Annotated in this window: 7 protein-coding genes; 5 read left to right on the forward strand and 2 right to left on the reverse strand. The window is 41.2% G+C overall.

Annotated features, from left to right (window positions below):
• Positions 1–323 precede the first annotated feature (323 nt).
• The 4 genes from L6471_RS02695 (at position 324) to L6471_RS02710 (ending at position 7983) form a co-directional block, all read left to right on the forward strand.
• Positions 324–740: a hypothetical protein gene (locus tag L6471_RS02695; protein WP_237796769.1), complete on the forward strand. Its 417-nt coding sequence runs from the start codon at positions 324–326 to the stop codon at positions 738–740.
• On the forward strand, positions 737–2617 hold the full coding sequence (locus L6471_RS02700; RefSeq protein WP_237796770.1) for a carbohydrate-binding domain-containing protein: 1881 nt from the start codon (positions 737–739) through the stop codon (positions 2615–2617). Before L6471_RS02695 ends, L6471_RS02700 begins: the two co-directional genes overlap by 4 nt.
• 1054 nt (positions 2618–3671) lie before the next feature.
• Positions 3672–4895, forward strand: coding sequence for a metallophosphoesterase family protein (locus L6471_RS02705; RefSeq protein ID WP_237796771.1), 1224 nt, complete (start codon positions 3672–3674; stop codon positions 4893–4895).
• The gene (locus L6471_RS02710) at positions 4885–7983 is read left to right on the forward strand and encodes an AAA family ATPase (RefSeq protein ID WP_237796772.1); all 3099 of its coding nucleotides are present in this window, start codon (positions 4885–4887) and stop codon (positions 7981–7983) included. Before L6471_RS02705 ends, L6471_RS02710 begins: the two co-directional genes overlap by 11 nt.
• A gap of 427 nt (positions 7984–8410) precedes the next feature.
• Here the strand turns inward: L6471_RS02710 and L6471_RS02715 are convergent, their stop codons facing one another.
• Positions 8411–10933 carry a DUF5686 and carboxypeptidase-like regulatory domain-containing protein gene (locus tag L6471_RS02715; RefSeq protein WP_237796773.1) on the reverse strand — a complete coding sequence of 841 codons (2523 nt, stop codon included), beginning with the start codon at positions 10931–10933 and terminating at the stop codon, positions 8411–8413.
• 349 nt (positions 10934–11282) lie between these two features.
• Between L6471_RS02715 and L6471_RS02720 the strand changes: the two genes are divergently transcribed.
• Positions 11283–12185 carry a helix-turn-helix domain-containing protein gene (locus L6471_RS02720; RefSeq protein ID WP_237796774.1) on the forward strand — a complete coding sequence of 301 codons (903 nt, stop codon included), beginning with the start codon at positions 11283–11285 and terminating at the stop codon, positions 12183–12185.
• An 85-nt stretch (positions 12186–12270) separates the two neighbouring features.
• Here the strand turns inward: L6471_RS02720 and aspA are convergent, their stop codons facing one another.
• On the reverse strand, positions 12271–13686 hold the full coding sequence (aspA, locus tag L6471_RS02725) for an aspartate ammonia-lyase (protein ID WP_237796775.1): 1416 nt from the start codon (positions 13684–13686) through the stop codon (positions 12271–12273).
• Positions 13687–13688 lie beyond the last annotated feature (2 nt).

A 13688-nucleotide genomic window follows, 5' to 3' on the forward strand; every position in this document is an offset into this window, starting at 1 on the left:
TCTCCCAAAAAGACCGCCACAATGGACGGCCTGTAAGATATAATAATATGGAGAAACAAAGGGCGGGAAAGGCTACGGGTAGAAACATATGGATTGATCAGATAAACTTCATATTCTTACAGACTTTGCGTCTTTGCGCTCTTTGCGAGAAATTCTTTTTCACAAAATTGGTAACATCCAAATAATCAGAGCGTTTATTGAAGAAAACTTAGCTTTTGCTGAAAATAATTGTAACCTCAAAGGGCTTATTGTAATTTTGTTGTGTCATGAGATAACTTACCTATCATGAGGGAAATGTACAATCTAACATAACAAATACGCTTATGAAAAAATTTAGTAAGGTCGTCAGTGCATGTATTCTGATGTTAACCTTTTTCCAAAACACTAAGGCTGAAACAACGTTTCCGTTTCTAACCTTTTTAACCCAAAATGGTAATTCTACCACCATGTCAGTCACATCTTTATCCATGACAGTGTCGGGTTCTACGCTCTCTGTCACGAATGCAGAAGAAACAAAATCGTTTCAACTTGCTGACTTAGTCAAGATGTATTTTTCCAATTCATCTACGGGTATCAGCGACATTAGCTCGGATACGGAGTCACAGAAAGTAGATGTGTATACCATGAATGGTATTCATATCGGTCAATTTGCATCGCAGACAGAGGCGATGAAAGCTCTCCCCAAAGGAATTTATGTTATCAAGTCGAACAAGAAATCTATTCAAGTTGCTGTACAATGAAAAGAATAATATGCGTTATATCCCTGCTTTTGCTGGTATTAAATCTTTCAGCCCAGACTCTTCATGTAGTCGTCGGCAATACCACCTATATGTTTCCGGCAACTCAGGCTGGTGAAATGAATTATACCGATGGTAGTACACTTACGATTATCGACAAGTCATTTACGCTGGCTGATGTCAGTCGTATTTATGTAGACGACAGTGAAGTGACAGATAATACGGTTCAGGTGTCTTATTCTGGTTCTTCGGCTTCGGTCAAGGTGTCAGGAAATATTGCCAAATATATTGTTCCTACGATAAGCGGCGCCCATGTCAAACTGGTTCAGAGTGAGGAGGTTGACGATAATGTGGGTGAAATCACCTATAATCTTACCGGTACATCTACCGACGGCGAGTTTTATATGGAGGGCAGTTACAAGGCTACTATCGAACTCGATGGTATTACGCTTACCAATGTTACCCCTGTATATTCCGGTGCAGCTGTTCATATTCAGAATGGTAAGCGTATCAACGTGAAGGTGATTACGGGTACCGAAAATACACTTGTCGATGCAGCCAGCGGTTCACAGAAGGGTGCTCTTTATATTAAGGGGCATGCGGAGTTTAAACAGAAGGGTACGCTTAATGTAACGGGTAATCTGAAACATGCCATTAAGACGGGCGAATACTTCTCTTTGAAAAATGCAACGATAAATGTTCTTGGTGCTGCTGGCGGCGATGGTATCAACTGTGCGCAGTATTTCCTTATGGAGAGTGGTTCTCTTCATATCAGTAATCCGAATGATGATGGCATTCAGGTAGATCTTGATGGGGATACTTCTACTGGTGAGACGACAGATCATGAAGATGAGGATAGCGGCAATGCTTATATCAATGGCGGAACGATTACAGTGAATTCTTCTGCCTGTGGTTCATGGGACAGTGACGATAACGAAGCCAAAGGTACATCTTGTCTGAATGCCGATGGCGATATTACGATAACCAGCGGCACTGTTACGATGAAAGCAACGGGTTCCGGCGGTCGCGGTATCAAGTGTGATGGTGTCTTCACGACCACTGGCGGTACTGTAGATGTCACTACCACCGGTGCGCTCTATTATAATAATGGTACTACTGAAAACAAGGCTTATACGGGTAATACGGATAATATCAATTCTGATTATTACTGTGCTGCCAAGGGTATCAAGACCGGTGACAGTGATACCTCTACCGGTGGAATCGTTATCAGTGGTGGCACCATCAATGTTACCACGTCCGGCTATAATGCTGAGGGTATCGAGAGCAAGAATACCATAGAGGTGAATGGTGGTTATGTTACAGTCAATTCTTATGATGATGGTATCAATTCATCGCAAGATATGACGTTTTATGGGGGATATGTCTATGCACGCTCTACCAATAACGACGGTATAGACGCTAATGGTAATCTGTATATTAAGGGCGGACTAATCTTTGCCAACGGTAGTTCTTCTCCAGAACTGGCTGTCGATGCCAACTCTGAGTCGCAAAAGAAAATATATCTTACTGGTGGTACCCTTGTTGCTATCGGCGGACTTGAGTCGGGTGCCAGTTTGAGTCAGAGTTGCTACTCTACTTCTTCATGGAGCAAGAACACTTGGTATGCCATGACTTATGGTTCTACGACTTTCGCCTTTAAGACTCCTTCTAGTGGTGGTACTACGATGGTTGTATCGGCCTCCTCTACCCCAACCCTCAAGTCGGGTGTAACCGTATCTGGCGGTACTGAAATATTTGGCGGTGTAGGAGTACTCGATGCATCGGTTTCTGGCGGTTCTACCGTATCCCTTTCCAACTATAGCAGTAACGGTCAGGGTGGTTTTGGCGGTAATACCGGTGGAGGCCCAAAAGGATGGTAATAAATATTCTGAGTACTTATGGCATTACGCCATCAAGTAACTCAGAATTTTTTTTCTCTCTCGTTGAAAGTCAAATATAAATAAAAGAAGTGTTTGTGTTAGTTCTATTTACTAAAGCATGCCTAATTGCTTTTTTACAAATGCAAAGTTAAACAAATTGCCAAGATATTGCAACATAAACAAGCAAAATGATACAAGAAATATTACATAACTTACAATATGTAATTATTGCCGTTTGTATTTTATAAAAATGTAAGCAAAATACGGGAAAAATAAGCTATTTATGAAAAAAGACCCCAGCAAAAGCAGGAGTCTATGATGTCATTTCAAGGTAATCATTGATCATTAATCGGCTGCTGAACCTGATAGTCCTCACGGAGTATGAGGTTCATTCACTTAAATTATATACTAAAATATTAACGTGTAATCCTTCTATTCATTACTCAGTTTGCAAAGTTACTATATTTCTACGATTTGTACAAGAATTGCACCATATTACTGTTTATAAGCATCATATTTTTGGGAAAATCAAAAAAGCTACCATATGTATGTCTGCCCAACCTCTGACCATCGGGGCTTTCGGTATGGGTATAGACGTTACAAACGATAATACTTTTACCTTGAAAACCACTTTGGTTGGTAAAGTATGATTTCAAGGTCCGATTTAACATTATTAAATATAAATATGTCAAAGAATTCTACTTTTGCGTGATTTTTCTGCTAAAAAGTTTGTGTTATCAATGATTATTCGTATCTTTACAGCGTCAGTCCTCGCCAAGCCTCTTAACAATGCTCAAATCGTGCGAGGCGTTTTTTGTTTATACACATTTGAACATGGCGAATCTTATTCCCTTTACAAAACGGTTTGAATCTTCTGAAAATCTCATTAATTTGCTTGAATCTCGAGGTTTACAAATTTGTGATAGAAACAAAGCCATACAATACCTTGACAACATTGGTTATTACAGATTGTCTGCTTATATGTATCCTTTGTTGAAGATGCCCAAAACAGCACTAAAAACAGACGTTAAAGGAAGATACGACTATTATCCATATGAGAATACTACATACGGCCGATATTCATTTGGGCCAAATTATCTATCAGAATTATGAACGAAGAGATGAGCACGATCATTACTTCAAACAGCTGAAAAAGTGGTGTCTGCAATATCAGCCAGATGCTTTGGTGGTCAGTGGCGACCTATTTGATATTCAACAGCCTTCTGCTGCAACCAAAGCTTGCTTTAATCAGTATTTCGCCGAAATACACCGTTCCTGTCCGTCTATGAAAATTATCATGACGGCTGGTAATCATGATTCTGCTTCGCGCATTCAGGCTGACCACGTAATCTGGGATATGGCTCAGACGGTATTAATCGGAACTTCTCCTGCCTACGATGCGCAAGAGGGGTGGGAACAGAAATATATCATAAAACTGCCTGCTGGATATGTGGTGGCGTTGCCATATATGGCTGGTGACAGACAGGAGCAATGGCAACACTTGCTTCATTGCGTTGAAACTGACAATATAGCGCATCTACCGGTGGTGATGATGGCTCATACTGCGGTAGCTGGACTGGATCTGAAAGGGCATGATTTTGAAATCGGTACGCTTAAAACGCTGTCAATAGACCAGTTGGGCGAAGGCTATGATTATCTGGCCTTGGGCCATATCCATAAGCCACAAACGATCGGGCATCAGGAGGATGCTATGACGGAAGAGGTTACCTACCCTGCCCCGGTGGTTCGCTATAGCGGCAGCGCACTTCATGTAAGTTGTGATGAATCTTACCCGCATACGGTGAGTCTGGTAGATATCGATAAGCACGGTGGCCTGGTACATATCAAGCAATTACGAATAGACCAGCTTCGCCACTTCTATATATTACCCGAAGACCAAGACTGCTACACCGATGCAGAAGCCGCTATAGCCGACATCAAGCAATGGGCTGAGACCCACCGGTCGGGATATATTCGATTGAAAATGGATTATCAGGTGGCTTTACCTTCCAATTTTAACCAAATGGTATATGATGTGATTGATGCCTATCACGATGAGATACGATATAATCCGAAACTGATATGGATGGGCAAACCTACAGCGCAAGAGGGTGATTCGAACCGGCCTAAGATAGAAATCGCTGAACTGCAACAGATGAAAGATCCGATGCATTTTATCGCACAAACCATCGATAACTATCCCGGCCTTGACCTGGAAGAACTGCGTGAAGCTTTCGAAGAAGTAAAATTGGAAATGAAACGAAAAGATGAAAATTAAACAACTCCATTTACGAAATATTGCATCTATCGAACGTGCGGATATTGATTTTGAACACGATCTGGTAGACCCTATCACAGGCGAGCAAGCTCGTACATTTCTGATTGCCGGAAATACCGGTGCCGGAAAATCGGCTATTCTCGATGGTATCGCGATGGCGCTTTATAAAAATACACCAAGATTGGCGGGGGTAGAGAATCCAAGCAAGAATAACTATACGAATACGGATGGCGAAAATATCAGCGTGAATAGTATTGAGCAGTATACGCGTCTGGGTATCTCGCCTAAAGATGAATGTTACAGTGAGGTGGTCTTTGAGAGTAATGATGGACTGGAATGCCGCGCTCGCCTTACACTCGGCATTTATTTGGGTAGAACGGATGCCGATGGACAACGGCATCTGAAACATAATACGCCTAAATGGGAGGCGAAAATGGGTTCTGAGGATTGGGTGAATGTCGATAAAAAGACAGGTGAACCGATTCTGACGGCTATCGGTCTAAACTTTAAACAGTTTGGTCAGATGGCGATGCTGGCACAAGGACAGTTTGCTGCTTTCCTCACGGGTAATAAGAATCAGCGTGAGTTGATCCTCGAACAGTTGACGAATACTGCACAGTTCTATGAATATGGTGAAGCCATCAAGAATCTTTATGCCCAGGCTAAAGTGAACCAAAAAACGGTAGAGGTGCAACTGAAAGCCGAGAAAGAACATACCATGGCGGAGGATGAGGTGAAACAGTTGAACGATCAACTGACGCTACTTACTGAACAGCAGAAAGCGGAGGCGGAAAAGCGTCAACAGTTAGAAGGACAGATTACTGTACTGAAAAATTATCTGGCGGCAAAGGATGAAAAAGAGCAGCTGAATAAGCAGTTGACGGAATACCGACTCCATTTCAAAATACTTTCTGCTGATATCCTGTATCGCCAACAACAGTTGCAAATAGCGGATTCATATATACAAGAACTTCAAACCTGGTTGAAAAACCATGAAGAGCGTGAAGGGGTATATTCGCAGGTAGACCTGATCTCGGAACGACTAAAACAATGGCGCAAAAAGAAAGACGATGGCAGACGACTGGCAGAAGGTCTGGAGGCTGAAAATAAAAAGACGACACTTCTTGAACACACCAAAAATGTGGCTGATTCGGATTTAAAAACGTCAAAACAGAAAGTGGAAGCGCTACTAGAGCTTATCGATCAGCTGAAAGGGAAACTCTCTGCTCTTCATCCTGAAGAGATCGTACAGCAGATGGATGCGCTTCATCAACGCAAAGAAGCACTCCAGCAGTTACAGACCTTACTTCATAGATTACAGGAAGACCGTGCCGAAGCACAGCAGCTGAAACTTCGTATGCATGAGGCACAGCTACAGATAGATAAGCAAAAAGAGAAGTTGAAGCAAGCGTACACGGATTATACACTTGCGGATGAGAATAACAAAAAAGCTCAGACGCTGCTGCAAACCATGAAAATGAGTATGGACGATAAAATCATGGAACTGCGAAAAAGATTGCACGATGAACATGCGGATACGTGTCCGCTGTGCGGTCAACCGCTGACAGACCATCTCATGGATACTGATTTTAGCGAAATACTCAGTCCACTGCAACAGCATCAGGCAGCAGCTCAACAGGCTTTGTCGCATGCGCACGATCTCTATCTTCGGGAAAAGGGGGTATACGACCGGCAAAATGGCGAATTGCAAACATGGCAGACTGCAGCCGATAAGGCTGACCAGGCGAATAAAACGACGGAAGAAAAAATAAAAGTTCTCGCACGGTCTTGTGCACTTGAAGGAAAATCGCTGGCTGACGAAATTCCATCTGTGATAACGGCAATGGATCAAAAGATGGAAGAGCTGAAGCAACAACAAAAACAGGTAGAATCGTTAAGAAAGCAGATTGATCAAATCCTGGAGGACAAAAAACCGCTCGATGTTGGCTATCAGAAAGCGATTGCTCAACAGGGGGAATGTGTCACTGCTCTTACACGACATCTGGAGATGCTGAAAAATATGAAACAGCAGATCGAAACGATAACACACGATGTAGAAGTGCTCGATACGCAACTGCATACGCATCTGGATCGTTGGTATGCTGACTGGCAGACACAGATAGACGAAACGACGCTTCGCCTGAAAGCTGATGCCAAGGAGTATGGCGACAAAAAAGGGAATTTGGAGCGCGCTCGCGCGAAATCTTACCAACTGCAGCTTTGCATGGAGCAAATACAGAAAACGCAACAAGACGTAACGATACTGTATGCTGACTGGAATACGGATGCCCTGGAACCGAAATCGTATGGTACTGAGGATATGATCAATGTGTGGACAAAATTCTATGCTCTGGTGAAATCGCATGCAGAAAGAGTACGCACCGTAAATGATATCCTGAAGAATGAATATCAAGGGCTGGATATGTCTACTCTTGTAAAACAGCGTGATGATCTGTCTGCGTCTATTCAGAAACGGGCAGAGCAGATGGGAGGTATTCAGACGGCGCTGCAGAAGAATCAGGAAAATCGGGAAAGACTTGCTCTGATTACGCAAGAAATGCAACAGGCAGAAAAACGACTGAAAAAATGGGATATCATCAATAAATATTTCGGGGGAACAAAATTCCGTACATTGGTACAGTCATATATCCTTCGCCCATTGCTCAATAATGCGAATGTATATCTGCGCCAAATTACTGACCGATATGAATTAACCTGCAGCGAGGAAAACGAGCAACTGAGTATTTTGGTTCTCGACCGGTATAACAAGAATCAGGTAAGAAGTGCTACCGTCTTGTCGGGAGGTGAACGGTTTATGATTTCTTTATCACTCTCCCTAGCTCTATCTAGTCTGAATCGACCAGATATGAATGTGAATATTCTATTTATCGATGAAGGTTTTGGAACGCTCGACGAAAAGAGTCTGGACAGTGTTATGGAAACGCTCGAAAAACTACAGGATATAGCAGGACAAAACCATCGCCGTGTCGGTATTATCTCACACCGTGAAGAGCTTTACGACCGTATACCAGTGAAAATAGAAGTTCGCAAGAAAGGTGAAGGGCGTAGCTTTATTTCGACGACGTAATCGAAAAGAAAAGGCTACGGCTTATCGAAAAGGGATTAAAAACCAAGAAAAAGAAAACGGTCAACTGCTATGAACAAGAAAAAGACAGAGCTCTTACGAGCTACTGTCTTTTCTACCTGACAATCTTTTTAACACTTAAATCAACTAACTACTTCTTGAAATTTAGAGTCTGATGCGAATAGCTTTAAGCCATTTTATATGTCTGTATGCAAAAATATATGTCTATTTTAAAAAACAAATATTGCTATCTTTCAATCACAAATATATATAAAATAACGCCTCATGTCAAGTCGTTTTTCCTTCAAAATGCGTCAAAAAGGAGAAAAGCATGCGCCAAAAATTAACTTGACACATGCTTTTCTGTCATCTACGCTCGATGACCCATCAAATCATAAATAGAATTTATCTCGTTGAGAGAACTTTTATTTTAGAAAGACATCATAAAGGAGAAACGAACACCGTTCTTGTCTACCCCACTATAATCGCGATACGTGATACGACGTACATAGTTAACACCAAAGAACTTGAAGATGTTATGAACACCAACCATCATTTCCCAATATGGTGTATTACCCATGATGCGGCTACCCGAAGGGAATTGCCACAATCGGCTATCTGTAGGATTCTTAAATGGATTATTTTTATCGGTAAGATGCCCGATCATACCCTTTACACTGATATACTCACGCCACTTCAACTTTTTAATCAGCGGAATACGGTTGAAGAGTTTACCATTCAGATTCCATGCTGCATTCCACATCACATAACGGTCGTTCAAGAACTCCATATCGCGAAGCAAATTAAAGTTGGAATTCACATTCTCCTGGAACAGCGTCATACTGGTAGGTGGAGTGATCAGCAATGGGAATGGAACTTTATTCCACTGTGCTCCAGCTCGGAGATAAAGCTGCAAATAGCCATAACTACCCAACCATACACGTTTATAAGCCTTGAATGTGGTAAGATTAGAGGCATACTGGCCACCCATAAAGCCCTTCAGACCCATATCATGAGTAAGCTCCAACTCAGCCACATCGTGGTTTACAGGAACACGGCGCTGCTTGGTATTGACATAAGTTTTACCAGGAGCCAAACTAAACCCTACCATCAGATCGGTGGTACGAAGACGGAACAATTCCGGACTTCCATCAACCGGCATAAAGTGCATTAAGCCCTCCGGACGATTACTCTCAAACTTGAAACCAGCGAGAGCATTAAAGCCCCAGTCTGTTTCGTATTCAAAGTAAACCTTCTGACGATTATACAGATACATATTTTCTGTTTGATGCGTCTTAAACGTCATGAAGATATTATCCCTATTATTAGTAAGATAACGATCGGCGAAACTGGCAATATCACGACTGGTATCAAAGACGATATTACGACGAGGGAACTCGAAGTGTGAGTATTGCTTATCATTCAACGCATACGTTATCGTAGTACCATAATAGGTATTATGACTATGGTTACCATAAGCAACATAACCATCCCAGAAAAGATGTGGCAGCAAGTTGGCTGTGGTACGGGCTGACAGGCGGAAACGATAACCATCTACATAGTTCTTACTGAGCATAGAGGTTACTGGTCCGATATCAAACAGGCTCGGCTTACCTATTTTAGAAGTCTGGATATAATTCTCCATGGCCAGCTGCAAAGCAGTAATCACCACGCCAAACCCCTTACGCTTGGTCATGTTAGCCACAAACTTATCCATATTCTGCTCTGAGAACGACAATGGTATTGGACGATATTCATCCCAGAACTTCTCATTTCTGATACGTGCATCAGGCGATTCTACCTTATCAGCCTTACCCCTCCACAAGTGTTTGTCGATAGGAGAAAAATCATAATCACCTAATCGGGTGTATCGAGATACAAGCCATTTCGGATGAGAAGAAACAATCGCTAATTCAGCCCACATATCATCACGTGACAATGCCCACTGACCATCAGAAAGCTGATCAAACTCCTGCTCGATACGCATACCACGTACAAAGTTAACCGTACTCTTCTTAGGAATATTGAGCACAGCCTGCTTCAACTGCAGTGTACTATCCTTAATAATATAAAGTTCGCCCGTAAAACCAAAATCCTGCTGGTTATTCGGGAAGAAACGAAGATGATAGCAACTATCGTTAGCCACTTTTACGGTATCGACGATATAATAGCGATAGAAAGATATCGCTGTTCTACCCAACGGACTCGGGAAAGGATATTGTACCAAACGAATGTAATCCTGATAAATATCGACATCCTGAAATACTTCCTTCAATACATTATTCAAGATATCACCCGTCTGCATCACTTTATTAAGACCCTTACTCGACAAACCAAGAACGATATCACGATTACGAGCATCCGACTTATCATACAAATGCTGTGTTACCGTTTCGTCGACAGTAAGAGGCAAAACATACTTATTATTATAAGGTGAAAGCTCTATCTGCTGCTTATACCAAGACTTATCAAGTTTAGAACTATCTATGTCATTCTGAGCAAAAGTGAGCTTCTGATACTTCATAAACTGATACTGATCATGGTTCTCAAGATTAGCCTTTTTCTTATTCTCTATAACACGGCGCATTAACTCTACAGCCGGATTATTTTTTCGACTGTAACGCTTACGTTTACTACGAACTACAACTTCTGACACCTGTACACCCTGAGCATTGAGCTTGATATTAATTTCCTCCTGAGCCAAATTAACAGTATGCGTCTGAGACTTATAACCAATAGAACTGAAAGTAAGCACCCATCCCTTATGGGCTTCAATCGTAAATTTACCTTCAGCATCACAAACTACACTAACATGATGACCTTTATATGAAACAGAAGCGTAAGGTATAGGGTAACCGTCCTCACCATCCAAAATTTGTCCTGTGATTTGCGCCTGCATCTGCAGTATTGTCAACAAAAACAAAACTACTAAACCAACCTTCTTACTTAGCATAATTATTACTACAAAATCGTTTGATTCTTCCTAATTTTAAATCAATATAATATACACCTCTTTTATCTGCTGCAAAAATAGCAAATATTTTCCTATTATCAATTATATTTTTTACAGAAAATGTACTTGCATAAGTTGGAAATTGTTAAATTTGACGTTTGCGATATAATCGCAATAATATCCTTTTCGGTTGCAAAAGTAATATATTAAATGCAATTAAGCATGTCCTAATTGTGTGAATATATGGTCAATTTTATACATTGATACCTTTTCAACCTAAAGATTTCGCAAAAGAGCAATAGAATATCGCAAAAAAACTTGTATTTTTGCACCCAAAAGGAATTAGAAGATGGTAAAAAGAGAATATACATTTAAGGATAAAGCGGATTTTATGGAAAAAATAGCCGATATTGACGGTGTAGAATTTTTCGAGGATGACTTCGTATTAATCAATAATGTGAAATTTCTAGAAGAATCGGGCACAAAACGTATCGACGGAAATGTGATCTGCTTTATTGTCGAAGGAAAAATGCAGGCAGAAGTGAATGGGGAAACTTTATTTATTCACGATAATCAGGTACTTATTCTTCCTACTGGTATTACCCTGGGGAATATTATGGTTTCGCCCGACATTCGATATTTCTCTATGGGCATATCTAACCATATGCTTAAATTCTTCCTGGGGTCTTATATGAATGTATGGAACCAGTTTACGTATGTACAGAAAATACGTATCGTGAATGCTGAGAAATATGATGAAAACAGCAGTAAATGCTTTGACAACATATTCAAGCACTGTCTGAATAAAACGGATGATGAAATAGAGAATGGCTATCGTCGCGAAATATTCAAAAGTATGATGCGTGCTTGTCTGTTGTCGCTCTGTAATGCGATTCGCAAACAGGCGAATGTGCTGGTGGATAAGCCTCACCATCATGCGTCTTATTTTAACTTATTCCTTGAACTTCTTGAACATGCTGATATCAAGCACCAGACGGTGGAGCATTATGCCAGTGAACTCTGTATCTCTACGAAATATCTGGCGCAAATCTGTAAGAAGAACAGTGGTAAAACTCCTAACCAGTGGATTACCGAGTATACACTGGCTGATATTACGCATTACCTACAAAATACAGAAATGAGCATGAAACAAATTAGTAATGCGGTAGGTTTCCCTAATACGAGTTTCTTTGGTAAATATGTAAAAAAGCATTTAGGGTGTACACCTATCGAGTTTCGCAATAAAAAGTAATTTTTTCTCGTTCATCATAAAGAAAAGGATAGAGCCGCTGCCCTATCCTTTTTTTTAATCCAAAGGTATCACCATTATAAACAATTTATTTAAATTTCTTGTGTACCTGAAGCATCGCTTTAGGATCAAGAATTTCATCTAACTGCTCTTTCGAGAGCAACTTTTTTTCGAGAACAATATCAACCAGACTCTTACCGGTGGCAAGGGCTTCCTTCGCAATCTTGGTACTGTTCTTATAACCGATGTATGGGTTGAGGGCAGTAACAATACCGATACTATGGCGAACCATCTCAAGATTATGTTCGGCATTGATAGTAATACCGTCTACACACTTTTCACGCAAAGTATCCATGGCATGAGACAACCAAGTAATGCTCTCAAACAAGCACTCTGTAATAACCGGTTCCATGACATTCAACTGTAACTGACCTGCTTCTGCAGCAAAACTAATCGTGGTATCGTTACCGATAACTTTAAAACATACCTGATTAGTTACCTCAGGAATAACAGGATTCACCTTACCTGGCATAATAGAACTACCTGGAGCCATCGGCGGAAGATTGATTTCAGCCAGACCACAACGAGGACCAGACGCCATGAGTCGAAGGTCGTTACAAATTTTAGACAATTTGACGGCCAAGCGCTTCAATGCGGCAGAATAGCTTACATAAGCACCGGTATCAGGAGTTGCCTCAATCATATCAGAAGCCTTTTCAAACTTCTCATGCGTAATCTCACTCAAATGAGCTGTACAAAGATCAGCATATCCAGGAGCAGCATTCAGACCTGTTCCTATCGCTGTACCACCCATATTGATCTCGTGCAACAAGACTTCATTACGTGCAATATTGAGCACCTCTTCTTCCAGATTATTAGCAAAAGCTGCAAATTCCTGTCCTGACGTCATAGGCACAGCATCCTGAAGCTGTGTTCTACCCATCTTGATAGCATCTTTAAATTCCTCAGCCTTATTACGGAAAGACGTAATGAGGCGCTCCAGTGATACCACCAACTTCTTATTCATGCGAATGACGGCATAGCGGATAGCGGTAGGATAAGCATCATTGGTACTCTGACCACAATTGACATGATCATTAGGCATACAATACTGATACTCACCCTTCTCATGACCCAAAATCTCGATGGCACGGTTGGCAATAACTTCGTTAGCATTCATATTCACAGAAGTACCGGCGCCACCCTGCATCAAGTCGATAGGGAAATTCTTCCATAATGCACCACCGATGATTTCGTCGCAGGCCTGACAGATAGCCTCTGATATTTTAGGATCAAGAACACCGACTTCAGCATTAGCCATCGCTGCAGCCTTCTTTACGAAAGCAAAAGATACGATGAAATCTGGGAAGTCGTACATCTTCATACACGAGATGCGATAGTTGTTAATACCCCGCTGAGTTTGTACGCCATAATAAGCATCTATAGGAACATTAAGTTCACCTAATAAATCAGACTCTACACGATACTTTTTTTCTTTTGTCATTT

It is taken from the genome of Segatella bryantii, assembly GCF_022024215.1.
Classification (GTDB): Bacteria; Bacteroidota; Bacteroidia; order Bacteroidales; family Bacteroidaceae; genus Prevotella; species Prevotella bryantii.

Coding starts and splice junctions, on each gene's coding strand:
- L6471_RS02695 (WP_237796769.1), top strand. CDS start 324: ATGAAAAAATTTAGTAAGGTCGTCAGTGCATGTATTCTGATGTTAACC.
- L6471_RS02700 (WP_237796770.1), top strand. CDS start 737: ATGAAAAGAATAATATGCGTTATATCCCTGCTTTTGCTGGTATTAAAT.
- L6471_RS02705 (WP_237796771.1), top strand. CDS start 3,672: ATGAGAATACTACATACGGCCGATATTCATTTGGGCCAAATTATCTAT.
- L6471_RS02710 (WP_237796772.1), top strand. CDS start 4,885: ATGAAAATTAAACAACTCCATTTACGAAATATTGCATCTATCGAACGT.
- L6471_RS02715 (WP_237796773.1), bottom strand. CDS start 10,933: ATGCTAAGTAAGAAGGTTGGTTTAGTAGTTTTGTTTTTGTTGACAATA.
- L6471_RS02720 (WP_237796774.1), top strand. CDS start 11,283: ATGGTAAAAAGAGAATATACATTTAAGGATAAAGCGGATTTTATGGAA.
- aspA (WP_237796775.1), bottom strand. CDS start 13,686: ATGACAAAAGAAAAAAAGTATCGTGTAGAGTCTGATTTATTAGGTGAA.